The sequence below is a fragment of the Pedobacter sp. SL55 genome, assembly GCF_026625705.1.
In the GTDB taxonomy this organism is placed as follows: Bacteria; Bacteroidota; Bacteroidia; order Sphingobacteriales; family Sphingobacteriaceae; genus Pedobacter.
Map to the genome: position 1 here is coordinate 1,219,595 of NZ_CP113059.1, position 25,126 is coordinate 1,244,720.

Genomic DNA, 25,126 nt, shown 5'->3' on the forward strand with positions numbered 1-25,126 from the left:
CTGCAGATTTCACGGATTTGAACATCTGCCCTATTTGCGGAAAAATCAGCGAAAATCTGTTGCTAATAAATTAAAAAAATGAACAGACTTAATCAGTTCAAAAACTTTTCATCTAATTTACCACAAAGTGAAATTATGCCTGTGCTTTTTATGGGGCATGGTTCGCCAATGAACGGTATAGAAGTAAATGAGTTTAGTACAGGCTGGGCAAATATGGCGAAATCCATAACTCAACCTACGGCGGTTTTGGTAGTTTCTGCACATTGGTTTACCCGCGGCACTAAAATTACAGCCATGGATTTTCCGCCAACCATTCATGATTTTGGTGGTTTCCCGCAGGCCTTGTTCAATGTGCAATATCCAGCTCCTGGAAATCCGGAATTGGCTAAAGAAACTGCAGGTTTAATTACATCTACCGCAGTAGAGCTAAATCACGATTGGGGCTTAGACCACGGCGCCTGGACGGTAGTTAAACACATGTGCCCGAATGCCAATATCCCTGTTTTGCAATTGAGCATAGACTGTACCAAAGGAGCGCAGTACCATTATAATTTGGCCAAAGAAATATCCGCTCTGCGTAAAAAAGGCGTGTTAATTTTAGCTAGCGGAAATATGGTGCACAACCTACGCATGGTTAGTTGGGAAATGATTAATGGCGGTGGTTACGACTGGGCTCTCGAAGCGAACCATAAATTCAAATCGGCCATTATCCATAAAGATCATCATTCGCTAATTAATTTTGAGCAAATGGGCAGTGAGGTGCGTTTATCTATACCCACGCCCGAGCATTATTTGCCATTAATGTACACATTAGGTTTGCAGGGCGATAAGGAAGAGGCGTTATTGTTTAATGATAAAGCTGTTGGGGGCTCGCTAACCATGACTTCTGTGAGGGTGGGTTAGGCTATTGCCTAAACTCCTCGTCGTCCTGAATTTATTTCAGGATCTTAATAAAAAACGCTTTACAATTACCGTTTTCACGGCAATCACGGTTTTATTAAAGCTTACTTTACTCTAATGTAAGGAAACTCAATTTTTCTTTTCTGCCCATTAATGTTTCCTTCAATCCAAGCTAAAAGTTCATCTTTTCCTTTGTTTTGATAAGTGATTTGTTGCGGAAAATCATGTTGTTTATTCTCAAAAGTAAAGGTATTTTTTATTGATTTAACCAATTTGAAATCTGTTTTGCCTTCATTCCCTTTTTCGTAACCTGTAACGCAAAAATGCCACTCCCCATTAATTTTCTTTAATACCACAGCCTCGGTTAAAATGCTGTCTCCAGTGGCATTAAATTTATGCGATTGTCCGGTTAAGCTATCTTTATGCTTATGCCAGCGCTCTAGAATCTTACCATTTTTGGTCTTCATTTCCCATTTGCCAAGCATAAAATAGAAGGTTTTTAAGGTAGGATTTTGTGCCGAAACGTAGAGCGCAGCAAACATCAGGAGGAGGGATAAATAGATTTTTTTCATTATTTTGTTTATTTTACTGCCACAGATGCACAAATCAAGATAGTTAATGATCCCATCAAATTAATCTGTGGCTAAAAATTACATTATTCGTTTCAATAAATTCAGTACCCATTGTTTAGTGTGGTATGGTGGGTAAACCATATCGTTAAAATCAATGCGGCGTTGTTTTACTACAGTACGCTCGTGCGAAAAATTCTTGAAGCCAAAAAAGCCGTGGCTACTGCCCATTCCGCTATGGTTGGCTCCTCCAAACGGTACTTTCGGATTAGCAATGTGCACCAAAACATCGTTTACACAGGTGCCACCTGCACTGGTAGATTTGATGATCTTTTTAATGTTTTTACTACTGTTACTAAAAATATAAAGCGCCAGAGGCTTCGATTTTTGGTTCACAAAAGCAATGGCCTCATCCAAATCTGTGTAAGGAATAATCGGTAAAATTGGGCCAAAAATTTCTTCTTCCATCACTTTTGCACCATTTGGTATTTGAGTTAAAACCGCAGGATAGATAGTTTGATTTTTTTCATCGGTTTTACCGCCCCAATTAATTCTAGCACCTTTTTCTACAGCTTCGGTAATTAAGCCGCTTAATCTGTCAAAATGTCTTTTGCTGATAATTTTTCCGTAAGCTTCTGGGTTAACTTCGTCCTTCGACTTAAAGTACATCTCGGTTGCAAATTGCTTGTATAAGCCCACAAATTCATCCACCCGTTGGTACGGAACAAGAATGTAATCTGGAGCAATACAGGTTTGTCCGGCGTTTACTAATTTACCCCAAGCAATTTTCTTCGCTGCTTTTTCTAGGTTTACTTCGTTGTCAATAATCGTTGGCGATTTGCCACCTAGCTCCAGCGTTACAGAAGTGAGGTTTTTTGCGGCGGCACTCATCACTACTTTGCCAATTTCGGTACTGCCTGTAAAAAAAATATGGTCGAAGGGTAGTTCTAGTAGTTGTTGCGAAACATCGGCATTGCCTTCTATGCAAGCAACATGCTCTTCTTCAAAAGTATCTAAGATAATTTTAGTGATGATTTTGCTGGTGGCAGGGCTTAACTCGGATGGTTTTACCATCACACAATTGCCAGCTGCAATGGCAGAAACCAGCGGCGACATTACTAACTGGAAAGGATAGTTCCAAGGTGCAATAATTAAACAAACGCCTTTTGGCTCGTAATAAATACGGTTTTTTGCAAAAGGATTACTCAGCATTTTTCCAATGCGTGTGGGAGACATCCACGCCCTAAGGTTGTTGATCGCAAAATCTATTTCGCCGTAAACAAAAAAAAGCTCTGTTAACGAAGCTTCAAAATGGCTTTTTCTTAAATCTGTACGCAGGGCAAAATAAATCGCATCTTCGTTTTCTTGGATAGTTTTTTTTAATTTCCTTAGTTGGTCTATTCGCTGCAAAGCATTAGTTTGCCGTAACACATATTGGTGTGCCTGCTGATTTTTAAAAACACAACTAATTCTATTCATAATGCCTCACAAAGTGGAAGAATAATTGTTAAACTTAAATCAATCCTTTTTATGCGAAAGTAAATAATATCGTTAAAAAAGGATTGATTGATCTCTCCTCAACCAATATAAAAATTTTTATAGAGGAAATATAGTTAAACGCTAATAAAACTTCTTATAATTATAAGCAAATTAGCTTTTTGTAATATCGTTAATGTAACATCATGAGAAAATATCTGTTTTTGTTTTTTGCTTTCTTTTTGTGGCACCACCTAAAGGCACAAACTATTAAACCAGATGTATTTGTGGTAGGCAATAGCAATGCGGCGGTTGCTGCTGCTATACAAGCGGCACAGTCCAACGCAAAAACTATTTTGTTGTTGCAGGCTGGAGGGTTCGATATTCAACCAATAGGAGACGACCTACACTCTGGCTTGCAAGCTGCTTTTTTGAACAAATTAAAAGCTTTTAAGCAACAGAACGATAGTATTGCGGAGCTTAATTTTGATAAGCAAACAGCCAATGAGGTGCTGACTAAATGGACTGATAGCATCAAAAATCTTACTGTAATGAAGAACGTGCTTTGGGTAAAGGCAGATCGCTCTGGCAAAGGTTGGGTTTTTAAACTATCTGACGGAAAAACCATTAGACCAGAAGTTTTTGTAAACGTTGCCGACCAAAAACTAAATACCTCACTAAAAATTGACGCTACAGCGGCAACGTCTTGGAGTAAATTCGACTACCAAAACCCCATTTACAAAACCAGTGTGGCCACAGGAAAAAATATGGATGGAAGTACCAATACCATTTACTCTTTATACCAATTGTTAATGCCAACGCAAGAAAATTTGGTTTATGTAAACGATGCTTCGAGTATGTTATTGGGGCAAGCTGCGGGTGCGGTGGCGGCTTATGCGGGTTTCTTTAATTTGAAAACTTCAGAATCAAACCTAAAGAAGATACAGGGAGAACTTATTGCTTTTAACACTAATTTAATGCCTTTTACAGATGTGGGCATAAAAGATTCCAATTGGAAAGCCATACAAATGGTGGGTTTAACAGGGGTTTTAAAGGCAGATGAAGTGAATGGAAAATTACTTTTTAACGCCGAAAAATTGGTAAGCACAGCTGATATTAGCCAGCCAATAAAAGACCATTATTACAAAGCCCAGATTTGGTTTGATGATCATAAAAGTGATATCATTACCATTGGACAAGCGCTAGATATGATACGCTACGTTGGCAATAAAGATCTGGAAACGATGCGCAAAGAAGTTGAAAAAAAATGGTCTACTACTTATGCTTTTTCTTCTGATTTTAAGCCCGAGCGTCAAATTTCTAAACGCGAATTGGCCGTGCTTTTGCAAGATTATATGCCTCCTTTTAATGTTACGATAGATAAAACCGGGAAAATTTTGAGGTAGCAGTAAGGATAATTTAATTTTTCTCCCGCAGATATTCGCAGATTTGTTTAGGAGTTTAGCAGAAAATCTAAGAGATTTTGAGGTAATTTTTATTCAACCATCTAAGACACCTGAGAACAACTTAGACTTACGAGAGCTAAGGTGTCTTAAGTGGTAAAAATCAACTTCATGTTTAGTCTGTAACATTTGCTTTGCCTGTTTTAAGCCAATTGCTTTTTTGCATAACTTGCATGCATAACCATAAACTAAGATGAAGAAATTATCTTTCCTGTTTTTCTTATTTGCATCTGCTGCAAATGCGCAAGATTTAGCTCCTTTAACCGTACAAAAAATTATGAGAGACCCTAAATGGATGGGAACCTCGCCCGAAGAATATCGCTGGTCGGGAGATAGTAGAACGGTTTTTTTTAGCTGGAACCCCGAAAATAAAGACAAAGCACAACCCTATAAAGTAAATACAGCAACGTTAAAAATAGATAAAGCAGAAGCTGATGAAGCGGAAAAGAATGCTGCCATCAACTATGTTTACAATAAAGATAAATCACTGGGACTGCTTGAAAAAGGCGGGGATATTTACCTAACCAATATCAAGTCGAAGAAAGAACGAAGGTTAACCAATACGCTAGAAAGAGAAAGCAATGCTAAATTTCTTTACAATAACGATATAGTATATCAAAAGGCAGATAACCTTTACCAACTGAATTTAACCAGCGGCGAGCTGAAACAGCTAACCAATTTTATTAAAGGTAAGCCAGAAAGTAGTGCCGCATCAAGGCCTAACAGCAGCAGGCCCACAACGGGAATTTCGCAACAAGATCTTTGGCTAAAAAACGATCAAACGGCATTATTTGATATCATTAGGAAAAAAACACCGATGGCGGATTTAGAGGTAGGGGGCGTGGTTTTGGTTTTCTAACAGATGATAACAAACCAAGAATAATTAAACCTATACTGCTGGGAGAAGATTTCATGTCGGGTTTAAGCGTTAGTCCGGATGGGAAATTTGTAAGCTACAGATTAATTAAACAAGCCGAAGGCAACAAGAGAACCATTGTGCCAAATTACGTTACGGCATCTGGCTATACCGAAGATATTAACGGAAGAACTAAAGTTGGAGAAGCTTTATCAACCAATATAACTTACCTTTTAGATATAGAAAAAGACTCGGTTTATGCTTTAAATGTTTCGCAAATTCCCGGCATTAAAGATTTGCCAGATTATGTGAAAGATTATCCTAAACAACTAGAAGAACGCAGCAAAAAGAACGAAGATAGAAAAGTGAACCTTAGCATCGCTAACTGGAACGAAAGCGGATCTTTTGCAGTAGTAACAGGCAGGGCACAAGACAATAAAGATTTCTGGATTTTAAAACTGGAGCCATCAACAGGAAAACTAACTTTAATAGATCGCCAGAGAGATGAAGCTTGGATTGGCGGACCTGGTGTAGCCCGTGATGTGAAATGGATAGACAACCAGCGATTTTATTTCCAAAGCGAAACTACAGGCCATTCGCATTTATACACTTACAACATTGCCACTGGCGAGAAAAAGCAACTTACCTCTGGCAACTGGGAGGTGCAGCAAGTGCAGCTTTCTAAAGATAAAAGTGCTTTCTACATCAGCGCAAACAAAGCACATCCGGGTATTACCCATTTTTATAAATTAAGTGTAAACGGAGGTAATTTGGTGCAGCTTACTTCTATGAAAGGTGGAAATGAGGTTACGCTATCGCCAGATGAGAAATGGTTGGCCATCAATTATTCTTATATGGATAAACCTTGGGAATTGTACATTCAAGCTAACAAGCCGGGAGCCAAAGCCATTAAAATTACTAAATCTACCTCTGCCGAGTTTGATAGTTACCAATGGCGCCAGCCTGATTTGGTTTCGTTTAAAAACCGTTATGGCGATGATGTGTATGCCAGAGTTTATCCGGCTAAAAACCCACACCCCAATAAGCCAGCGGTGGTTTTTGTGCATGGTGCAGGTTATTTGCAAAATGTACATTACTGGTGGAGCCAATATTTTAGAGAGTACATGTTCAATAATATGTTGTCGGATAATGGTTACACCGTAATTGATATCGATTATACAGCCAGTTCGGGCTACGGTCGTAACCACCGTACCGGAATTTATCGCCACATGGGTGGGAAAGATTTAACCGACCAAGTAGATGGTGTAAAAATGTTGGTAGAGAAATATGGCGTTAACCCTAAGAACGTGGGCTTATATGGCGGTTCGTATGGCGGTTTTATTACTTTAATGGGCTTGTTTAACGCATCAGAAACATTTAGAGCTGGGGCAGCCTTACGTTCGGTAACCGATTGGGCGCATTACAACCACGGTTATACATCAAACATTTTAAACGAACCTTTTAACGATCCTAATGCCTACAATAAAAGTTCGCCAATTTACTTTGCAGATAAACTTAAAGGAGATTTGGTAATGTTGCACGGTATGGTTGATGTAAACGTACATTTTCAGGATATTGTGCGGTTAACTCAACGATTTATCGAGTTAGGGAAAGATAATTGGGAGTTAGCAGTGTACCCAGTAGAAGACCATGGCTTTGTAGAGCCAAGCAGTTGGACAGATGAATACAAACGAATTTTTAAGTTATTCGAAAATACTTTGAAGAAGTAGCCGATAAATCTTAACTTGAAAGAATTAAATCAACTTTTATAACCCATTCCAAAATGAAATTATTTAAACAGCAGCTATTCGTTTTTTTAGTAGTACTTTACCAGTGCATTCATCAGCAAAGCTGATGCTTTTGAAATTGTTAAAAAACCATCGGTTTACCATGCTGATAGGCCAAGTAAAGACAGTGTGATTAAAATTTTGGCTATTGGTAACAGTTTTTCGGAAGATGCCATTGAATATTATTTGCACGGATTGGCCAAAGCCGGTGGCTATAAAGTAATTATCGGGAACCTTTACATTGGTGGCGCCCCTTTAGATTTGCACTGGAAAAATGCCCAAAATAACGCAGATGTTTATGATTACAGAAAAGTTGGCTTAGATGGTAAAAAGGAGCGCTTCCCCAAAACAAGCATCTCAAAGGCGTTGGCCGATGAAAAATGGGATTACATCAGCTTTCAGCAGGCTAGTCCAAAATCTGGGTTGTTCGATACCTTTAAAGAACCGCTGCCCCTTTTGTTTAATTATGTGAAAGAAAAGGCAACCAACCCTAAAGTAAAATACATTTGGCACCAAACCTGGGCTTATGCACAAAACTCTACCCACAATGGTTTTGCTAGTTATAATAAAGATCAGATGAGAATGTACGAGGCCATTGCCGATGCTTCTGGTAAAGTTAGCAGCCTAATTCCGATAGATATTGTTGTACCGGCAGGTACAGCTATACAAAATGCACGTACCAAACTGGGCGATGTGTTATGTAGAGATGGCTACCACTTAGAGTTGAATGTGGGTAGATATACAGCATCTTGCGCTTGGTACGAAGAAATATTTAAGCAAAATGTAGTTGGCAATACCTACAAGCCAGAGAAGGTAAGCGATGCCGACGCACTCACCGCCCAGCAGGCAGCACATAAGGCAGTTAAAAAGCCATTTAAGGTTTCAAAAATTAAATAAAAGCTGTAAAAGCTCCGATGCAAATTGGAGCTTTTACTTATATACGAGAAAAAAACTGTGGAAAATTATAGTTTCAAAAGTTTATCTTCCAATTAAAGAAACCACTTTTTCTTCCAGTTCTTCTATATCAAAAGGCTTAGATAAATAGCTTTCTGCCCCAGCAGTTTCTGCCAAGGTTTTAATGTCGTTGTTTGCCGAAAAATAAATTACGGGTATGCTTTTGTACTTGGGATGCTTTTTAAGCTCCTGAGTGGCTTCTATGCCACCCACATCGGGCAGCCAGTTGTCCATTAAGATCAAGTCTGGCTCAAAAGTAGAAATTTGGTTGACAATGTTGTTAGAGGTATTAGAAGTTTTAGTTTCATAGCCTACACCTTCTAAGATGAGGGTGCACAGGTCTAAAATATCTCTGTTATCGTCAAAAATGAAAACCTTTTTAGTCATTTTATACTAATTGTTTGTGGCTAAAGAGTTAATATAATTAGCCATTTCTTCAATTTTTAAGATTGCAGAAACATTGGCTTTTAAAATTGCTTGTTCTGGCATGTAACTTACCTGCGCCGATTCGGGGCTCTGTGCCCAGGTAGTGCCGCCATTTTTCTTTACCGAAATTAATCCGTTTACGCCATCGGCATTAGAGCCTGATAAGAGTAAACAAACCAAGTTTTCTCCAAAGGCATCGGCAGCAGATTGGAAGGTTACATCGATAGAAGGGCGAGAATAATTTACTTTTTCGGAATAATCTAAAGAAAAGGTAAAGTCTTTTTCAATTAGTAAATGGTAATCTGATGGGGCAATGTACACTTTCCCATTTTCTAGCTTTTCTTTTTCGTCAGCTTCTTTTACGCTAAGTTTAGTTCTGTGGGCTAGTAGGTCGGTTAACAACGAGTCGGTTCCTTGTTTGCGGTGTATAACAATAATAATGGCAAAATTTAAGTGCTGGTTTACCTCTGGCAATACTTTTAACAGTACATCCAAGCTTCCGGCAGAGCCTCCAATAACTAATAATCCATTTTTTTTCATTTGCCCAGTTTCCTCCACACTTTATCTGTTCCAACTTTTTTATATGAAGAAGAAATTGGCGAAAAATCTATTGTTTCTTTAGTGCCAAGGGCTAAATAACCCAAATTTTCTAGGCTTTGATCAAACAACTGAAAAACACGAAATTGCAGAGGCCTGTCGAAATAGATCAATACATTTCTACATAAAATTAATTGAAACTCGTTAAAAGAACGATCAGAAACTAAGTTATGGGTAGAAAAAATCATTTTGCTTTTCAGTTCCATATCAAATTTAGCTAACGTATAGTTTGCCGTATAATACGAAGAGAAATCTTTTTTTCCGCCAGAGGCGATGTAATTTTCAGAGTAACTTTTCATTTGGCTAAGCGGAAACATACCATTGGCCGCCTTTTCTAACACCGTTGGATTAAGATCTGTTGCATAAATTAAAGACTTATGCAGCAAGTTAAGTTCTTGCAAAAGAATAGCCATAGAGTAGGCCTCTTCTCCGGTAGAGCAGCCCGCCAGCCAAATGCGAATAAAAGGGTAGGTGTTTAAGCTCGGTAAAATTTTTTCTCGCAAGAGCCTGTAAAAACTCGGGTCGCGAAACATTTCTGTAACGTTTACGGTTACTCCTTCTACAAAATGCTTAAAATAAACCTCATCATTTAAAGTCTTATATCTAAATTCGGCGAAGCTAACGTGCTTGTCCATGTTATATAGGCGTACCAATCTCCTTTTTAAAGAAGCCCTAGAGTAACCAGTAAAATCATAGCCATGCTGCTCTAACACATCATTAATCAAGATTTCTACTTGTTCGTCACTTATGGTTCCAGAGTTGGGCACTATATATATTTATTTAATAATTTAACAAGTTCTTCAACATTTACAGGTTTAGAGATGTAACCTGCTGCACCAGCAGCTATGCAACGCTCTTTATCGCCAAGCATGGCTTGTGCTGTTACAGCAATTACAGGCAGGTCTTTTAGCTGCTCGTCTTCTCTCATTTTGGCCATGGCCTGGTAGCCATCTAAATCTGGCATCATCATATCTAACAGCACTACACCAATATCATGGTTTTGTTTGATGATGGCAAAGCCTTCTTCGGCACCATTTGCAGCTAAGCATTTGTACTTTTTAGCCGTTAAAACGGCTTTCAGCGCAAAAATGTTTCGGCTGTCATCATCAATAATTAAAATTTTCTTTTGCAAAGTATCCATGCGCTCCGCTAATTAGATTTATCATAAAGCCAAACTCTTAATAAGGAGATGAGCTGATCAATATCTACAGGTTTAGAGATATAATCTGATGCGCCAGCAGCAATACATTTTTCACGATCTCCCATCATTGCTTTAGCTGTTACAGCTAATATTGGCAGGTTTTTGTATGCGGGCATCTCCCTAATTTGCTTAGTTGTTTCGTAGCCATCAAGTTCTGGCATCATCATATCCATTAACACAACATCTACTTTTGGATTTGCTTTAATGGCTTCTAAAGCTTCTTTGCCATCTATAGCAGGCAATACCTTCATTTTGTGAGGCTCTAAGGCTTTGGTTAGCGAAAAAATATTTCTCACATCATCATCAGCAATTAATACCACCTTATCTTTTAAAACATCGGCTACGTTTTGTAACGTTTCTGATTTGCCCAACTGCTTTCCTTTACCATCTTTTTCTTCTACCAGATGCAAAAACACCGCGGCCTCGTCTAAAATACGTTGATAAGAGTGAGCGGTTTTTACAACAATAGAGTCTGCATATTGTTTTATTCTGGTTTCTTCGCCTTTAGAAAGGTTTTTACCAGTAAAAATGATGATAGGTAAATTCTCTAAACCTTCGCTTTTTTTGATGGTTTCTAAAGTTTCGTAGGCCGTTTTATCAGGTATGCCCATGTCAAGAATTACGCAATCAACCTCTTTGCGCTGTAACGCATCAATACTTTCGCTAATATTAGAAACCACCAAGGTTTGTAAGTTCGAAGAGCTTAAATAGTGGCTTAAAGCTTCGGCGTGTTGCTTATTCTCTTCTACAATTAATACTTTCTTCGGGTTTTTGCTAAGCGCATACTCCAGTTTTTCAAAAATCTGTTTCATGTGCTCCAAAGCAAAGGGCTTGTTAATAAAATCTACCGCTCCTTTTTGTAAACTTTCTTTTTTTGCCGAAAGCGATGACATGATATGCACCGGAATATGTCTAGTAAGTGGATTAGATTTCAGTTCGTCCATTACCTGCCAACCATCTTTTACAGGCAGCTGAATGTCTAACAATATGGCTAAAGGATTGTATTGTAGCGCCATCTCTATGCCTACATCTCCACGAACAGCAACTAAGCCTTTATAGCCTCTTTTTCGAGTAAAATCTAGCAGGGTTTTGGCAAAAAAGGTATCATCTTCTATAATTAAGATACTTTTATCGGTTGTTGTAATGGTATCTCTATCATCGGCTACCTCTGTTGGTATTTTAGCAACGATAAATCTTTCTTCTTCTTCTTTTTGCGTTTGTTCTTGCGCTATTATGGTTTCTTTAGGTTCTTCAGAAAAAATCAATTCGCTTTTTTCATTGAAATTTGCAGGGATGGTTAACGTGAATGTACTTCCCTCGCCTTCTTTACTATCTAATTTAATGTTTCCGCCCAAAAGCATAGCCAATTGCTTGCTGATGGATAAGCCCAATCCGGTACCGCCAAATTTACGTCTGGTAGAGCCATCTGCTTGTTGAAACGCTTCAAAAACTAAGCCTTGTTTATGCTTTGGTATACCTATGCCAGTATCGCTAACTGCAAAACTTAAAATGTCATCTTTTTCATGATAACCAATGGCTAGGCTTACTTTACCTTGAGATGTAAACTTGAACGCATTAGAAAGTAAGTTCTTCAAAATTTGCGATAAACGCATTTTGTCGGTGGTAAACGAATGCGGAGCATCGCCAGAAACACCAATTACCAATTCTAAATGTTTGTCTTTCGCAATTGGCATAAAGAGCGATCTAACGTCGGCGGTAACTTCATCTATGCGAACTTCGGTTACCTCTAGTTCCATTTTGCCGGCTTCAATTTTAGAAAGGTCTAAAATCTCATCAATTAAGCTCAATAAACCCTGCCCCGAGCTTTGTATAACCGATGCGTATTCGGTATATTCTTTTTCAAGCTCTTCGCTTTCAGACATCAGCTTTGATAGCAACAAGATAGAATTTAGCGGTGTACGCAGTTCGTGCGACATATTGGCCAAAAACTCCGATTTATATCGTGTACTTTGCTCTAACTGCTCAGCTTTTTGTTTAATCTCTAGGTTTCTCTCTAAAATTAGTTGGTTGCGCTCTTCTAACAAAGCACTTCTTTCTTCAAGTTCTTGGTTGCTTTGTAGCAGTTCTTCCTGTTGCACCCTTAACTCTTCTTCCGAAGCTTGTATTTTCTGTGTTTGGGCCTCTAATTCTGCATTTAAAGCCTCTAGTTCACTGTGTTGCGATTGTAGTTCTTCGGCCTGAGCTTGAGTTTCTTCCAAGAAATCTTGCAATTTTTTACGGCTTTGGGCCGAGTAGATGGCAATACCCACGTTGGTAGAAACGTTGGTCATGAAATCTAACTTACGTTGCGGATAAGCGTTTACAGTAGCCAATTCTATTACCCCTAATACCAAACCGTTTCGCATAATTGGAAATGCCACCACGCTATTTGGCTTGGTTTGGCCAGTAGCATAGCTAATGGTACCCACCTGATCCGGAACTTTTTCAAGCAGAATTAATTTTTCAGAATGGAAAGCTTGGCCCACCAAACCCTCTCCAGGAGCAATTTTAGTGCTTTTTTGGTTGTTAGCTAATGCATAGCCGCTAGCTAAATGTAAGTGTTGATCTTCATCTAGCACGTAGAAAGCACCAACCATACTTTTGGTGTGTGCAACCACTATTTCTAACACATCTTTGGCTAGGGCAGTAATGTCTTTATCGCCCACCATTTTATCATTAAGGTTGGCTATGCCGGTTTGCATCCAATCTTTATCTTCTAATAAGGTAAAAGATGTTTGCAGGGCTTCTGCCATGTGGTTTAGCGAACCAGATAAACTGCCAAGCCCATCTTTAGAAGTTTCATGAAGCCTTGCCTTGTAGTTTCCGGTAGAAATTTGATGTGCAATGCTTTTAATGGTATCAATTCTTTTGGCCGTATCATCGTTAAGCTGTTGTAATTGCTCAAAAAGCGTTACCCGCTCGTTAAACTCAGAACTTACTTTACGATAAAAGAAAACAGTAATAGCTAAAACCGATAGTACGGCGGCAAATATGATTAAGAAAGGAGAAAAACCAGCCAGTTTGTTCATCTCCTCCATTTTTTCTGCCAATGCTCTTTTTTCTTCGTTCCGTATGTCCCTTATAATCTGTCGGGCTTCGTCCATGTAGCGTTTGCCTTCTAGCAATACGCTTTCAAGTATAGCTCCCTTGTTTTTCTTGGTTTGGATAGTGCTTAATAAAATTTCCATCCTTTTATCAATAATTTTTCGAAGCTCTTGAAGCTTTTGTTGCTCGAATGCATTATCTTTTGTTGCCAAGTTTACTCTTGAGAAAAGGAGTCGGTTCTTTTGATGCTCCTATCATAAGGGTCTAAAAAAACGGTATTTCCGGTTAGTAAAAATCCCCTTTGCCCAGTTTCTGCATCTTTAAGCATCGAAACAACATTATCAACATCGTTGATGATGGCATTGCTCTCTACCACCAGATCGGCACTTTTAATGAGGTTTTTAATACTGATATAAGAAGCCGTAGAACTTACGATTAGCAGTAAGAGCGAAATTCCCAAACCAATACGTAGGTTATTTTTTAAGGTTAGTTTCATCTAAAAAGGTATAAGCTTTAAACATCAGAACTTAATTGTTCTACTGGTATGGTAAAATAAAATTCGGAGCCTTCTCCATATACAGAGCGAACATTAATTTCTCCGCCATGTCTACTGATAATTTCGGAAGAAATGTAAAGTCCTATTCCTAAACCCTGAAAACGATGAGAAGTTTCTTCTACGCGATAAAATTTTTCAAAAACCTTATTAAGCTGATCGGGCTTCATTCCAATGCCATAGTCTTTAACTCCTACGTACAGCTGATTATTTTGCCGCTTAACCGTAATTAAAGCCTCTTCGGTTCCTGGAGATACTTAATGGCGTTGGTAAGAAAATTAACAATTACCTGCTCTATGCGCATCTCATCGCCAAAAATTTTGGTATTAGCCAATCCGTTTTTTACAATATTAAACCCCGGATTAGATTGTTGGATAACCTCAATAATACCATTCAGCAACTGGTCAAAATCAAAATATTGCTTGTTAAACTTTAACTTGCCGCTTTCTATCTTCGAAATATCCAGCAAATCGGCAATAAGGCCGTTTAGTTTCTCTAGCTGTACATGTGCTTTGGCCAAATGACTTTTAACCAAATTAATATCGCCTTTGTTTAGCCCTCTTTCTAGCAATTGGATATAACCTTTTACACTGGTAAGTGGGGTTTTTAACTCATGACTAGCGATGCTGATGAACTCGTCTTTCTTTTTTTCGGCCTCTTTTCTAAACTCAATTTCCTCTAATAAAATAGATTGCATTTCGTTAAGCTTACGGCTTTGCTCGTAAATGCGATAAAAGGTTTTAATTTTTAATAATAGGATATTGATATCTACAGGTTTGGTAATGTAGTCTAATCCGCCAGAAGAATAACCTTTAGCAATAAAACGAAATTCGGTATTGGCCGCCGAAAGAAAGATGATGGCGGTTTCTTTAGCTTTGCTGTAGCCAGAAATTACCTCGGCCACTTCAAAGCCATCCATCTCTGGCATCTGCACGTCTAAAATGATAAGTACATAAGAGTTTTTAAGCACTTTTTTTAGCGCTTCTTCGCCAGAATTAGCCGTATCTACTTCAAAACCATGTTTTTCGAGAACGTTTTTTAAAGAGATAAGGTTCTCTGGAGTATCGTCAACAAGTAAGATCATTTTCAAAAGTAAATAAAAATGATTGGATAAAAATTTTATTTACAACTTGAAGTTTTGGCCGATCTTTTATTAGCGACTTGTGCTGAAAGTATCGCCCTGGTTAAAATCGCCACTTTCGAATCCTTTTTTAAACCAATACATGCGTTGGGCAGAGGTGCCGTGGGTAAACGAATCGGGTACTACTTCGCCTGTGGCCTGTTTCTGCAATTTATCATCGCCAATAGCGTTGGCTGCGGTTAAGGCTTCTTCTAAGTCTCCAGCATCTAGCCTAAAATCTTTTAAGTTCTGCGCATGGTGCGCCCACAGACCTGCGTAGAAATCAGCTTGCAGCTCTAGCATCACCGAAAGTTTGTTGTATTCTTTTTCGCTTAAATTACGGCGGGCACGTTGTACTTTTTCTGAGGTGCCCAATAAGTTTTGTACATGGTGGCCAACTTCGTGAGCAATTACGTAAGCTTGTGCAAAGTCTCCAGCTGCACCAAAGCGGTTTTTGAGTTCTGCAAAAAAAGAAAGATCGATGTAGACTTTATTATCGCCAGGGCAGTAAAAAGGTCCAACGGCAGAACTAGCACCCCCACAAGCGGTTTGCACCCCATCTTCAAATAGTCTTAAAGTTGGGTACTGATAGCTTAAACCAAGTTCATTAAATTGTTGTGTCCAAACTTGCTCGGTAGACTCGAGTACACCAGAGACAAACTGCGCTTGTGCATCATTTGCCGGAACGCCTCTTTTAACTTCAGTCTGTTCAGATGTAATTGGCAATTGATTAACCAGTCCGGTTAGGTCCTTCCCTAAAAATAAGCCAATAATGACAATAATGATACCAATACCGCCACCAAGGGCTACTTTGCCACCGCCACCACCGCGGCCATCTTCCATATTGTTACTACCTTTACCAAACCATTGCATAGAACAAGATTTTTATTTTTATAACCAATTTAAGCATTAAATGCCATAATACCTTTGGTAATTCTGTTTTGCGTTTCTGCTTTGCCTAACAACTTTACAATGTCGAAAACTCCTGGGCCAAACTTACCGCCGACTAGCATTACACGTAATGGAAGCATCACTTCTCCCGGTTTTAAACCTTTACTTTCTGCTAAAGCTTTAAAGCTAGCCTCTAATTCTAAAGCGCTTAGCTCTACATTTAAAGTGTTTGCAAATTCTTGAAAGAAAGCCGCTTTATCTGCATTCCACTTAGGTTTAACCGCAGCAGAATCGTACTCGCTTGGTGTAGCGAAAAAATAAGAGGTTTGCGCTACAAAATCAGGCAACAAAGTACATCTATCTTTTACCAGTTCAATTACTTGAGCTAATTTAGCTTCGGAAGTTTCAATACCGTTTTGCTTTAATAAACTGCCAACTGTTGACTGTAAACTGCTAACTGTAGATTGCTTAATCCACTCGTGATTGAACCATTTGGCTTTTTCGAAATCGAATTTCGCACCAGCTTTGCTAATTCTTTCTACCGAGAAACTGGCCTTCAATTCTTCTAAAGTGAAAATTTCTTTATCCGTTCCATCATTCCAACCCAATACACCTAAAAGATTTACAAAAGCCTCTGGCATAAAGCCCAATTCTTTAAATCCTTTGGTTAAATCTCCAGTTTTAGGGTCGGTCCAGTTCATGGCATAAACCGGGAAACCTAATCTATCGCCATCTCTTTTGCTTAATTTTCCATTGCCATCTGGCTTTAAAATGAGTGGTAAATGTGCCCAAGCTGGCATTTCATCTGCCCAGCCTAAATATTTCCAAAGCAAAATATGTATCGGTGCCGATGGTAACCATTCTTCGCCTCTAAAAATGTGCGAAATCTCCATGGCCCTATCATCAACTACTACGGCTAAATGGTAAGTTGGCATGCCGTCTGCTTTCAGTAAAACTTTGTCATCCACCAAATTGGTGTCGAAACTTACTACGCCTCTAATCATGTCGGTGAAAGTCACTTGCTCATCTGTAGGCATTTTAATGCGAATTACATGAGGTGCATTTTGTGCTAACAATTCGCTCACTTCGCTTTGCGTTAAAGTAAGCGAGTTACGCATTTGCATCCGACTTTTCTGTCCGTACAAAAAGTTGGGTTCTTCTGCTCTTTTTGCTGTCAGCTCTTCGGGCGTATCAAACGCATAATAAGCATAACCGCTAGCCACTAACTGCTCGGCATATTGTCTATAGCTAGGTTTGCGCTCGCTTTGGCGGTAAGGGCCAAAAGCACCAGGCGTTTGCGGACTTTCATCGGGCGCAATACCGCACCACTCCAAACAATCTACAATATATTGCTCAGCACCTTCTACAAAGCGAGTTTGGTCGGTATCTTCTACTCTTAAAATAAAAGTGCCGTTATGTTTTTTAGCGAAAAGATAATTGAAAAGGGCAGTTCTAACGCCGCCTAAATGTAAACCTCCTGTTGGGCTTGGTGCAAATCTTACTCTAACTTCTTTGTTCATGGTTGTGTCTGTATAATCCAACCGAGGTTTTTAAGCTAAAACCAATCCCAAGCACGTCATCCTGAATTTATTTCAGGATCGGCTAACCCAACGGATGCTGAAATAAATTCAGCATGACGAAGAACGAATCGAACTGCGATAACCTCTGTTGTGCTGCAAAGATATGTTTTTCCTCTTGATTAAGCTTTTTGAAAAAGCATCATAGTTTTGTGGTTTTTCCGTTTTGATATTGTAATTTGCCTCAAGATGAATCCCTACCAGAAAAAAAGCGTTGGAAATTATTTTTATTGATGTTTGCCGCCTTAATTGGCGCTGCTTCTGTGTTTTATTCTGATTTTTTTGTAAAAAAGATGGAAAGGGAAGAGGGAACGCAGTTTTTACTTTGGGTAAAAGTAGCAGAACAGCGAATGAAAATGTACGATAACGAACAATTATCGGAAGTTTTTGAGACGATAAAGAAGAACAATAAAATGGATGTAATTATTACCAAACCTGATGGTTCTATTTACCTGTGGGATGGTTTAGATACCACGAAAACATTATATCCTGATAATAAAGACAAAGAATACGACTCTGTTTATTTTGCAAGGCAATTGGCCGATATGAAAAATCAACATCCGCCAGCAAAAATGAAAGGAATTGATGGGGAAGAGCTAATTGCTTATTACAAAGATTCGAGTATTTTAACACAGTTGAGGTTTTTTCCCTACATCCAACTGGGCGTAATTGCCTTGTTTTTAATTACTGCTTACGTTGGTTTCAGTGCTGCAAGAAGGGCAGAGCGAGATCAAGAATTTGTGGGGATGGCCAAAGAAACCGCCCATCAATTGGGTACACCAATATCATCGCTGATGGCTTGGGTAGAATTAATTAAAACTCGGTTCGATGCTGAGGAAGACCCTCTGGTTGCAGAGATGGAAAATGATATTCAGCGTTTAGAAATCATTGCAGATCGTTTCTCTAAAATCGGCTCTAAACCAATATTGGAAGACCACGTGGTACATGCTGTTATCAATGGCTTTGTGCAGTATTTTAGAGTTCGTACTTCTGATAAAATCAACTTTATACTTACTGGCGATACACAAGTACGAGCAATGCTTTCGGGGCCGCTGTTTGATTGGGTCATAGAAAACTTATTGAAAAACGCAGTTAATGCCATAGATAACGACGGAACAATTACCATTAATATCATCGAAAATTTGACCAAAGAAGAAGTTTTTATTGATATTACGGATACCGGTAAAGGTATTCCTCGGTCTAAGTTCGACACCGTTTTTCAGCCAGGTTTTACCACAAGAAAAAGAGGTTGGGGTTTAGGCTTAACCTTAACTAAAAGAATTGTAGAGAACTATCACGGAGGGCAAATTTTCGTGAAAGAATCGGAAATTGGAAAAGGCACCACCTTCAGAATTATTTTAAAAAGTAGCATTACTTATGAACCCACCACAAATACAGGATTACCCAACATGGTATAAAGGCTATATAGACTTAGTTGATGGCGATGTATTACAAATTTTAGATAGGCAAGCAGAAGAGTTTGCTAGCTTTGTACAACAAAATGCGGATAAGGCGGATTATGCCTACGCCCCCGGAAAATGGACCATTAAAGAAATGTTGGGTCATATCATAGATACCGAACGTATTATGGTTTTTCGTTTAACTTGTTTCGCAAGGGCAGAACAAGCGGCTTTGCCTGGGTTCGATGAAAACGATTACGTTACGAATGCGAATTTTAGGGATAGAACTTTGTTGAGCTTGTGTGAAGAGTTTGTGTTGCTACGAAAATCAAATATGTATCTGCTTCAATCGCTAAATGAAGAAGAGCTCAACAGAGCTGGCACCGCTAATGGCAATCAAATTACGGTAAAGGCGTTGGTTTATATTTTAGCTGGTCATGTTATGCACCATAAAAAGGTAATTGTAGAGCGTTATTTAACCCCCTAGCCCCCTAAAGGGGAATGGATAAGTAATATTGAACCTTAATTAACCGCCTTGTTGTAGTCCCCTTTAGGGGATTTAGGGGTTAACTTTTTAACTTAAATTATGATGTGGTTTAAAGAATTTACACCCGAAATGCTGAATAGCCGCCCTAAAAACCATATTGGTGCTTTGTTAGGGATAGAGTTTACGGAAGTTGGCGATGATTATATCGAAGCGACCATGCCTGTAGATGAACGTACACACCAGCCAGCAGGAATTTTACACGGTGGTGCTTCGGTGGTATTGGCAGAAACTTTAGGAAGCATTGCTTCGTACATGTGTATCAATCCAGATAAATACATTGCTGTAGGTTTAGAAGTGAATGCTAATCACATCCGTCCGGTGGCCTCTGGTTTTGTAAAAGGCATTTGCAAGCCGCTGCATATTGGTGGTAAAACTCACATTTGGGAAATTAAATTGTATACCGATAAGGGCAAAATGAATTGCGTAAGTAGGTTAACTGTAGCAATTTTGCCAAAGCCGCAGTAGCTATAGCAGGTTCTTTCCTCGTCCGTCATCCCAGATTTAGTCTGGGATTGTAATGCTATAGAAGTGACTGATAAATAAGATTTTACCCATCCCGGATGAAATCCTATCGTTTGGACACATCTCGTTCCTCGCCTTGAATCCCCCTCCAAAGGGGGACACATTGTGCTTAGGCATTTTGCATATCCCCCTCTTCGAGGGGGCAGGGGGAGGAAAATGACACTTATTAATATTTGTGTCCATACCATAGGGATGAAATCGGGACAGGCTGCTGGAATAACGAGAGCGCTAGATATGCTGTAGGTCTATACTTCTACGAACTCAATGTTACGTTTCGTAAGGTAAAACCTTTTTCAACTCTCTATTGTTGTTGCCATAAAAATACAATTATGGTAAGCACAGCTGATATCATTAACGATAGTAATTTAGTTTTTGTTAGTCCCGAGAAAGGGGGGATTTACCGCAAAGGTGCACCAGGCAAATTCAAATACGAAGACCATAAAGGCAATAAAATAACGGATGCTTTAGCGTTAGAGCGTGTACAAAAATTAGTGTTACCACCAGCTTGGAAAGATGTTTGGATTTCGCCAAAAAAGAATGGCTATTTGCAGGCCATTGGTACCGACGTAGCTGGAAGAAAGCAATACCGTTACCATCCAGATTGGGTAAATAGAAGGTCGGATCATAAATATTTCCGCTTATTAGAATTTGGAAAAGCACTGCCAAAGGCCAGAAAGCAGGTAGAAAAAGATTTAAGAAGAAGAAACCTAGATGAGCGTAAGGTATTAGCCATTTGCGTTAAGGTATTGCAAGAAACCTTGATACGTATTGGCAGTGCCATTTACGAGAAAAGCTACAATAGCTATGGCTTAAGTGCTTTTAAAAGACAAACATTTTAAACAGCAGGGAAATACTGCAACCTTATGCTTTGTAGGTAAAAAGGGCGTAAAACAAGAGGTAACCCTTACCGATAAGAGCTTGGCCAAGCTAGTTAAAAAATGTAAGGATATTCCAGGGCAACATTTGTTTCAGTTTTACACCGACAGCAACAAACATAAAGGGGTAGAGTCTGGCATGATTAACCAATACATTAGAGAAATTACCGAAAACGACTTTACAGCGAAAGACTTTAGAACCTGGGGCGGAACGCTAGAAGCAATGCGTCAGTTGGCGGTGTGCACTAACGAAAATCCAGAAATGTCGGCCAAAAAATTAGTGGTAGCAGCATTAGATTGTGTTGCCGCCAAATTAGGAAATACAAGAGCGGTGTGTAAAAGTGCTTACGTGTATCCGATCTTATTGGAATCATTTGAAACTGGCGATTTACAACCTTATCTCAAGAAGATTGCACTAGCAGAAAAAGATGAAAAGAAAGCGTTGAAAAACGATGAGGCAGTATGCTAATTAAGTTTCTAAAAGCTGTAAAACAGAAGAAAAAATAATTTTTCCAAAACGGTCGTCATTTCGACCAGAGCATAGCATAATGGAGAAATCTTTGGATTTAATAGAAGGTCGTCTATTCATTTTCAAAGATTTCTCGACTACGCTCGACATACCGAGACATTTAATTAAGGCTGTTTATCAAGCCATTTTTTCTCAATTACATAAGAAGTAATCAAGCCCAAGCCGCCGAAGATAAAGATACTTCCAAAGTATACCGCTACCGCTTGGCCTTCTTCTGCATTGGTCATGTTGGCGCTAAATATTCCTCGGGTGGTAAATAGCGCAACTAAAAGCCCTAATCCTAAACCTACCATCAGCAAACCAAATTTTAAACTAATAAATGGTCTTGGTGTTGCCTTTCTAAGCCCTGGGTCAATCCCCCGCTCAATCATGGCCATTTTTTCTTTATTTAAGAAGTATCTAATGCCAAATACTAATGCAAATGCGCCAACAAACATGGTGATGGCTACTAACTCTCCACTCATAATTTTATATTTTTTCTTTTAAACATTATTAATTTACGAACCGTGTTCTGTGAATTAGGACAACAGCAAAAAAAATTAGGTTACACTATTGGTAGAAAAAAATTAAATTGTACCATCAAACCACCACCAATTGACGATTATATCCAATAAAATTGATGAAATTTTTCCGTTGCCAGCAATGGAGAAAGCTTTGTTTTTGTCTCGTTTTGAACGAATTGAAGTGCAAAAAGGTGCCATTGTAATTAATGCGGAGAAGATAGAACGATATGTTTATTTTATAGAAAAAGGAATTGCTAGAGCTTTTCGAGAAACCGATAAAGGCCAAACTACCATTTGGTTTGGCGAAGCTGGCGGCGTAATGCTCTCCTTTATGAGCTTCTTTAAAAATAAACCTGGCTACGAAAGTATAGAGGTTTTGGAAGATAGCATACTTTACAGAATTTCTAGCAATCACTTGCAAGAGCTGTATAGCCTACACTTACCTATGGCCAATTGGGGGCGTAAGTTTGCCGAACAAGAATTACTGCTTACCGAACAGCGCTTTATGGATTTGCAGTTTAAAACCGCCACAGCGCGTTACCAAGATTTGATGAAGCATTCGCCAACTATTCTACAGCGTGTTCAGTTAGGACACATCGCTTCTTATTTAGGCATTACGCAGGTTTCGCTGAGCAGAATTAGAGCTGCTGCGAAGTGATGACTTAACTTTTAGCCACAGATGCACAGATGTAAAATCGATTACTAGCGTCTAAAATTATCAACTCTTATTGGCGCAGTTGAATTTTAAATATTAGAAGGATGGCTGTGCATCTGTGGCTAACCTATTTTTTATCATTTGTTAAATAAAATGATAGCCCAACCACCGATTTTTGCAGCAAAATAAAATACAATGAATTGGATCATATTAATTATCGCCGGACTTTTTGAAGTGGCATTTGCTTCTTGTTTAGGTAAAGTAAAAGAAACGAGTGGTACCGAAGCCGCATGGTGGTTTGTAGGCTTTTTAGTATCTTTAACCATTAGTATGTTGTTGCTTATTAAAGCTACGCATACTTTACCCATTGGCACAGCCTATGCCGTTTGGACCGGTATAGGCGCTGTTGGCACGGTATTAATGGGTATTCTAGTTTTCAAAGATCCAGCAAGTTTCTGGAGGTTGTTCTTCATCGTTACACTTATCGGTTCTATCATCGGTTTAAAAGCCGTATCGCATTAAGTTGGGTTAACTGTTTAAATCGTTTGAATTGGTTAATTTAATAGGGTTATGGTCGTTTATTTCAGTTAACCTATTAACCAAATCAACAGTTAAACCAAAAAATCGTAATTTGCTGTAACCTGATGTAAAAACCGAGCGTCATAGCCGTAAGTATGCAGCAAACAGAAACAGATTTAGACCTCATTAACTCCATTTTAGCCGGAAATACGGGCCATTATGCGTTGTTGGTTAAGCGTCATCAAAGGTTTGTTTTTACATTGGCGCTGCGTTTTGCAAAAAATAGAGAAGATGCAGAGGAGATAGCGCAGGATTGTTTCATCAAAGCATATAAAGCCTTGGGAACCTTTAAGCAAACTTCGAAGTTTTCTACATGGCTGTACACCATTACCTATACTACCGCAATGACCTATTTGAGGAAGAAAAAACTGGATTCTACATCAATTGATAATGATGAACAGGTTTTGCAAGTAGCAAATACAGACAGCTCGTTTGATGCAAATACAATTGAAAAAAAATCGACCTATAAATATTTGAATGAAGCAATTGCAATGCTTTTGCCAGACGATGCAGCAATTATTACGCTTTTTTACAAAGGCGAGCAAAGTTTAGAGGAAATTGGACAGGCTCTAGTGATGGAACCTAATACGGTAAAAGTAAAATTGCACAGGGCAAGACATCGGTTAAAAGAAAAATTGCAACTTTTGTTAAAAGAAGAAGTAAAGGAGTTGATATGACACCACAAGAAGAACAACTTTGGAACTATATTGATGGTTTCTGCAATGTTGCAGGAAAGGTTGAGATAGAAAAAAAACTAGCAACAGACCAAGCATTTAAACAGCTTTATTTGGAGTTGTTGGCAGTAAATGAACATTTGGGGGCGCATTTGGAGATAGACGAGCCATCTATGTCTTTTACTAGAAACGTGATGGAGCAGGTGCAGCAAGAGATAGCTCCCATTAAACTTAAAACCAAGGTAGATACTCGCATCATTTACGCCATCGGCGGATTTTTCTCTATTACCTTACTAGGCTTGTTAGGTTATGCTTTTGCAACGGCAAATTTTAAAATGAAAATGCCCTCGCTTAATTTGGATGCCGATGTGAGCGCTTTGCTTAATCCTACAGTACTCATGGTGGTGCTGTTCATCAATGCGGCGCTGCTGCTCGTTTATTTGGATAGTTTGCTTAGAAAAGGAACAAAAAAGACACAAAAAAACGGAGAATGATTTGTCCTCCGTTTTGTATAATAGCATTGTTGCTTATTTCTTAAACCCTATGGGTAAAAATACCTGTGTGTTATCCCAAGCCATCACTAAGTTAGCTCCCTCGGGGGCATCGATAAAAGTAATAGAAAATGCCTCTATTGTTTTCTCAATCTTGTTAACTACTACCTCGGTTCTTAGCAAATCTTGCTTTTCGTCATACGTAAAGGCTCCCCATTTGTCATTTTGCTTGTTGATAATGATAGTCCATTTATCCTTACTAGGAATAGCAAAAACACTATATCTACCAGCCTTTATCTTTTTACCTGCAATGGTTACGGGTTTAAAGAACTGAATCTCTGTGTTTTCGTTAGCGCCTAAACGCCACACTTTGTCAAATTGCTCTAATACGCCAAAAACTTCTCTTCCCTTTTTTTGCGGACGAGAATACAAAACCCGCATTACAGGTTCTACTGGAGTTTTAGACTTCGTAGTATTTAACGGATAGTAAACCACATCCAATGGACTGGCATCTACCTTTGGAAACGTAACGCCAGTAGTAACGTTTTGCGCATTTACAGCTAATGCTCCTACTAAAAGGAACATGATTAAGCTTATTTTCTTCATCAAAATATAATATTGGTTGTGTATCTTGATTTTACAGCTTTGCAGAAGTAGACGTAAAGAAAGCTTATGCTCTCTTCCTTTTACAATCTTATTTAAGAAAACTCCACCGAAAATTAAGCCGATGATAGCTGCAAGGAAAAGATAACCAATGTGTAAAGTAACGGCAGAAAAAGCAAGTACAAATGCCACCATACCAATTACATACCAAACCCAATCAAAATTGTTTTTATTTTCTGAATTGCTCATGTTTAAAACTTTTGCAGCAAAGTTAGTTATTTCAATCAAAAACTAAACATTTTTAATGTGAGAATTAGCTAATGTAGCTATTTA

General features: G+C 38.7%; 28 protein-coding genes. 14 read left to right on the plus strand and 14 right to left on the minus strand.

The genetic code is table 11. The features are described 5' to 3' along the window. Positions 1 to 78: 78 nt before the first annotated feature. Positions 79 to 903 (plus strand): 4,5-DOPA dioxygenase extradiol, encoded by an 825-nt coding sequence (gene ygiD / locus OVA16_RS05585; protein ID WP_267764072.1) that lies wholly within the window; start codon positions 79 to 81, stop codon positions 901 to 903. Positions 904 to 1,004: 101 nt separating this feature from the next. On the opposite strand, the gene OVA16_RS05590 is transcribed toward ygiD, so the two are convergent. Next, a complete protein-coding gene (locus tag OVA16_RS05590) occupies positions 1,005 to 1,472 on the minus strand; it encodes a DUF6265 family protein (RefSeq protein ID WP_267764074.1) in 468 nt (155 codons plus the stop codon). A 78-nt stretch (positions 1,473 to 1,550) separates the two neighbouring features. Beyond that, complete coding sequence (locus tag OVA16_RS05595; protein WP_267764075.1) at positions 1,551 to 2,948, minus strand: aldehyde dehydrogenase family protein; 1,398 nt, start codon at positions 2,946 to 2,948, stop codon at positions 1,551 to 1,553. A gap of 203 nt (positions 2,949 to 3,151) precedes the next feature. On the opposite strand from OVA16_RS05595, the gene OVA16_RS05600 reads away from it, so the two are divergent. The 4 genes from OVA16_RS05600 (at position 3,152) to OVA16_RS05615 (ending at position 7,948) form a co-directional block, all read left to right on the plus strand. Beyond that, positions 3,152 to 4,351 (plus strand): hypothetical protein, encoded by a 1,200-nt coding sequence (locus OVA16_RS05600; RefSeq protein WP_267764076.1) that lies wholly within the window; start codon positions 3,152 to 3,154, stop codon positions 4,349 to 4,351. Between the two features lie 250 nt (positions 4,352 to 4,601). Next, the gene (locus tag OVA16_RS05605; RefSeq protein WP_267764077.1) at positions 4,602 to 5,267 is read left to right on the plus strand and encodes a hypothetical protein; all 666 of its coding nucleotides are present in this window, start codon (positions 4,602 to 4,604) and stop codon (positions 5,265 to 5,267) included. 53 nt (positions 5,268 to 5,320) lie between these two features. Continuing rightward, a complete protein-coding gene (locus OVA16_RS05610; protein ID WP_267764079.1) occupies positions 5,321 to 6,994 on the plus strand; it encodes a S9 family peptidase in 1,674 nt (557 codons plus the stop codon). 186 nt (positions 6,995 to 7,180) lie between these two features. Further along, positions 7,181 to 7,948: a DUF4886 domain-containing protein gene (locus OVA16_RS05615; RefSeq protein WP_267764080.1), complete on the plus strand. Its 768-nt coding sequence runs from the start codon at positions 7,181 to 7,183 to the stop codon at positions 7,946 to 7,948. An 81-nt stretch (positions 7,949 to 8,029) separates the two neighbouring features. On the opposite strand, the gene OVA16_RS05620 is transcribed toward OVA16_RS05615, so the two are convergent. From OVA16_RS05620 to gltX, 10 genes are all read right to left on the minus strand, one after another. Further along, the gene (locus tag OVA16_RS05620; RefSeq protein ID WP_267764081.1) at positions 8,030 to 8,392 is read right to left on the minus strand and encodes a response regulator; all 363 of its coding nucleotides are present in this window, start codon (positions 8,390 to 8,392) and stop codon (positions 8,030 to 8,032) included. Positions 8,393 to 8,398: 6 nt separating this feature from the next. Continuing rightward, the gene (locus OVA16_RS05625) at positions 8,399 to 8,971 is read right to left on the minus strand and encodes a chemotaxis protein CheB (RefSeq protein WP_267764083.1); all 573 of its coding nucleotides are present in this window, start codon (positions 8,969 to 8,971) and stop codon (positions 8,399 to 8,401) included. Then, positions 8,968 to 9,795 carry a CheR family methyltransferase gene (locus OVA16_RS05630; protein ID WP_267764085.1) on the minus strand — a complete coding sequence of 276 codons (828 nt, stop codon included), beginning with the start codon at positions 9,793 to 9,795 and terminating at the stop codon, positions 8,968 to 8,970. The genes OVA16_RS05625 and OVA16_RS05630 overlap by 4 nt, the downstream gene beginning before the upstream one ends. Continuing rightward, positions 9,795 to 10,169: a response regulator gene (locus OVA16_RS05635; RefSeq protein ID WP_267764087.1), complete on the minus strand. Its 375-nt coding sequence runs from the start codon at positions 10,167 to 10,169 to the stop codon at positions 9,795 to 9,797. Before OVA16_RS05635 ends, OVA16_RS05630 begins: the two co-directional genes overlap by 1 nt. 8 nt (positions 10,170 to 10,177) lie before the next feature. Further along, positions 10,178 to 13,486 carry a response regulator gene (locus tag OVA16_RS05640; RefSeq protein ID WP_324288538.1) on the minus strand — a complete coding sequence of 1,103 codons (3,309 nt, stop codon included), beginning with the start codon at positions 13,484 to 13,486 and terminating at the stop codon, positions 10,178 to 10,180. 2 nt (positions 13,487 to 13,488) lie between these two features. Then, positions 13,489 to 13,770: a CHASE3 domain-containing protein gene (locus OVA16_RS19995; RefSeq protein WP_324288539.1), complete on the minus strand. Its 282-nt coding sequence runs from the start codon at positions 13,768 to 13,770 to the stop codon at positions 13,489 to 13,491. A 17-nt stretch (positions 13,771 to 13,787) separates the two neighbouring features. Next, the gene (locus OVA16_RS20000; RefSeq protein ID WP_324288598.1) at positions 13,788 to 14,057 is read right to left on the minus strand and encodes an ATP-binding protein; all 270 of its coding nucleotides are present in this window, start codon (positions 14,055 to 14,057) and stop codon (positions 13,788 to 13,790) included. Then, positions 14,057 to 14,911 (minus strand): hybrid sensor histidine kinase/response regulator, encoded by an 855-nt coding sequence (locus OVA16_RS05645; RefSeq protein ID WP_324288540.1) that lies wholly within the window; start codon positions 14,909 to 14,911, stop codon positions 14,057 to 14,059. The genes OVA16_RS20000 and OVA16_RS05645 overlap by 1 nt, the downstream gene beginning before the upstream one ends. Before the next feature lie 69 nt (positions 14,912 to 14,980). Continuing rightward, positions 14,981 to 15,820, minus strand: coding sequence for a neutral zinc metallopeptidase (locus tag OVA16_RS05650; protein ID WP_267764088.1), 840 nt, complete (start codon positions 15,818 to 15,820; stop codon positions 14,981 to 14,983). A 29-nt stretch (positions 15,821 to 15,849) separates the two neighbouring features. Continuing rightward, a complete protein-coding gene (gene gltX / locus OVA16_RS05655; protein ID WP_267764090.1) occupies positions 15,850 to 17,358 on the minus strand; it encodes a glutamate--tRNA ligase in 1,509 nt (502 codons plus the stop codon). Positions 17,359 to 17,594: 236 nt separating this feature from the next. Between gltX and OVA16_RS05660 the strand changes: the two genes are divergently transcribed. The 5 genes from OVA16_RS05660 (at position 17,595) to OVA16_RS05680 (ending at position 21,228) form a co-directional block, all read left to right on the plus strand. Continuing rightward, entirely contained in the window at positions 17,595 to 18,833 is a 1,239-nt protein-coding gene (locus OVA16_RS05660; protein WP_324288541.1) for a HAMP domain-containing sensor histidine kinase, read from the plus strand. After that, positions 18,793 to 19,302, plus strand: coding sequence for a DinB family protein (locus OVA16_RS05665; protein ID WP_267764092.1), 510 nt, complete (start codon positions 18,793 to 18,795; stop codon positions 19,300 to 19,302). The genes OVA16_RS05660 and OVA16_RS05665 overlap by 41 nt, the downstream gene beginning before the upstream one ends. Before the next feature lie 102 nt (positions 19,303 to 19,404). Next, entirely contained in the window at positions 19,405 to 19,827 is a 423-nt protein-coding gene (locus OVA16_RS05670) for a hotdog fold thioesterase (protein ID WP_267765349.1), read from the plus strand. Between the two features lie 386 nt (positions 19,828 to 20,213). Next, positions 20,214 to 20,723: a hypothetical protein gene (locus OVA16_RS05675; protein WP_267764094.1), complete on the plus strand. Its 510-nt coding sequence runs from the start codon at positions 20,214 to 20,216 to the stop codon at positions 20,721 to 20,723. Continuing rightward, positions 20,698 to 21,228 (plus strand): hypothetical protein, encoded by a 531-nt coding sequence (locus tag OVA16_RS05680; RefSeq protein ID WP_267764095.1) that lies wholly within the window; start codon positions 20,698 to 20,700, stop codon positions 21,226 to 21,228. Before OVA16_RS05675 ends, OVA16_RS05680 begins: the two co-directional genes overlap by 26 nt. Positions 21,229 to 21,392: 164 nt before the next feature. On the opposite strand, the gene OVA16_RS05685 is transcribed toward OVA16_RS05680, so the two are convergent. Next, a complete protein-coding gene (locus OVA16_RS05685; protein WP_267764096.1) occupies positions 21,393 to 21,752 on the minus strand; it encodes a DUF6249 domain-containing protein in 360 nt (119 codons plus the stop codon). Positions 21,753 to 21,882: 130 nt separating this feature from the next. Between OVA16_RS05685 and OVA16_RS05690 the strand changes: the two genes are divergently transcribed. From OVA16_RS05690 to OVA16_RS05705, 4 genes are all read left to right on the plus strand, one after another. Then, a complete protein-coding gene (locus OVA16_RS05690; protein WP_267764097.1) occupies positions 21,883 to 22,449 on the plus strand; it encodes a Crp/Fnr family transcriptional regulator in 567 nt (188 codons plus the stop codon). A 192-nt stretch (positions 22,450 to 22,641) separates the two neighbouring features. Then, complete coding sequence (locus OVA16_RS05695; protein WP_267764098.1) at positions 22,642 to 22,968, plus strand: DMT family transporter; 327 nt, start codon at positions 22,642 to 22,644, stop codon at positions 22,966 to 22,968. A 152-nt stretch (positions 22,969 to 23,120) separates the two neighbouring features. Continuing rightward, positions 23,121 to 23,702, plus strand: coding sequence for an RNA polymerase sigma factor (locus OVA16_RS05700; RefSeq protein ID WP_267764100.1), 582 nt, complete (start codon positions 23,121 to 23,123; stop codon positions 23,700 to 23,702). Next, positions 23,699 to 24,193, plus strand: coding sequence for a hypothetical protein (locus tag OVA16_RS05705; protein WP_267764102.1), 495 nt, complete (start codon positions 23,699 to 23,701; stop codon positions 24,191 to 24,193). The genes OVA16_RS05700 and OVA16_RS05705 overlap by 4 nt, the downstream gene beginning before the upstream one ends. A gap of 33 nt (positions 24,194 to 24,226) precedes the next feature. Here the strand turns inward: OVA16_RS05705 and OVA16_RS05710 are convergent, their stop codons facing one another. Then, the gene (locus tag OVA16_RS05710; RefSeq protein ID WP_267764103.1) at positions 24,227 to 25,042 is read right to left on the minus strand and encodes a DUF2911 domain-containing protein; all 816 of its coding nucleotides are present in this window, start codon (positions 25,040 to 25,042) and stop codon (positions 24,227 to 24,229) included. Positions 25,043 to 25,126 lie beyond the last annotated feature (84 nt).

Bases quoted from the DNA above. Each gene is read 5' to 3' on its own strand.
- OVA16_RS05645 (WP_324288540.1), bottom strand. From the start codon at position 14,911: ATGATCTTACTTGTTGACGATACTCCAGAGAACCTTATCTCTTTAAAA.
- OVA16_RS05650 (WP_267764088.1), bottom strand. From the start codon at position 15,820: ATGCAATGGTTTGGTAAAGGTAGTAACAATATGGAAGATGGCCGCGGT.
- OVA16_RS05625 (WP_267764083.1), bottom strand. From the start codon at position 8,971: ATGAAAAAAAATGGATTATTAGTTATTGGAGGCTCTGCCGGAAGCTTG.
- OVA16_RS19995 (WP_324288539.1), bottom strand. From the start codon at position 13,770: ATGAAACTAACCTTAAAAAATAACCTACGTATTGGTTTGGGAATTTCG.
- OVA16_RS05590 (WP_267764074.1), bottom strand. From the start codon at position 1,472: ATGAAAAAAATCTATTTATCCCTCCTCCTGATGTTTGCTGCGCTCTAC.
- OVA16_RS05710 (WP_267764103.1), bottom strand. From the start codon at position 25,042: ATGAGCAATTCAGAAAATAAAAACAATTTTGATTGGGTTTGGTATGTA.
- ygiD (WP_267764072.1), top strand. From the start codon at position 79: ATGAACAGACTTAATCAGTTCAAAAACTTTTCATCTAATTTACCACAA.
- OVA16_RS05665 (WP_267764092.1), top strand. From the start codon at position 18,793: ATGAACCCACCACAAATACAGGATTACCCAACATGGTATAAAGGCTAT.
- OVA16_RS05600 (WP_267764076.1), top strand. From the start codon at position 3,152: ATGAGAAAATATCTGTTTTTGTTTTTTGCTTTCTTTTTGTGGCACCAC.
- OVA16_RS05610 (WP_267764079.1), top strand. From the start codon at position 5,321: ATGTCGGGTTTAAGCGTTAGTCCGGATGGGAAATTTGTAAGCTACAGA.
- OVA16_RS05595 (WP_267764075.1), bottom strand. From the start codon at position 2,948: ATGAATAGAATTAGTTGTGTTTTTAAAAATCAGCAGGCACACCAATAT.
- OVA16_RS05635 (WP_267764087.1), bottom strand. From the start codon at position 10,169: ATGGATACTTTGCAAAAGAAAATTTTAATTATTGATGATGACAGCCGA.
- OVA16_RS05605 (WP_267764077.1), top strand. From the start codon at position 4,602: ATGAAGAAATTATCTTTCCTGTTTTTCTTATTTGCATCTGCTGCAAAT.
- OVA16_RS05700 (WP_267764100.1), top strand. From the start codon at position 23,121: ATGCAGCAAACAGAAACAGATTTAGACCTCATTAACTCCATTTTAGCC.
- OVA16_RS05705 (WP_267764102.1), top strand. From the start codon at position 23,699: ATGACACCACAAGAAGAACAACTTTGGAACTATATTGATGGTTTCTGC.
- OVA16_RS05620 (WP_267764081.1), bottom strand. From the start codon at position 8,392: ATGACTAAAAAGGTTTTCATTTTTGACGATAACAGAGATATTTTAGAC.
- OVA16_RS05695 (WP_267764098.1), top strand. From the start codon at position 22,642: ATGAATTGGATCATATTAATTATCGCCGGACTTTTTGAAGTGGCATTT.
- OVA16_RS05670 (WP_267765349.1), top strand. From the start codon at position 19,405: ATGTGGTTTAAAGAATTTACACCCGAAATGCTGAATAGCCGCCCTAAA.
- gltX (WP_267764090.1), bottom strand. From the start codon at position 17,358: ATGAACAAAGAAGTTAGAGTAAGATTTGCACCAAGCCCAACAGGAGGT.
- OVA16_RS05685 (WP_267764096.1), bottom strand. From the start codon at position 21,752: ATGAGTGGAGAGTTAGTAGCCATCACCATGTTTGTTGGCGCATTTGCA.
- OVA16_RS05675 (WP_267764094.1), top strand. From the start codon at position 20,214: ATGGTAAGCACAGCTGATATCATTAACGATAGTAATTTAGTTTTTGTT.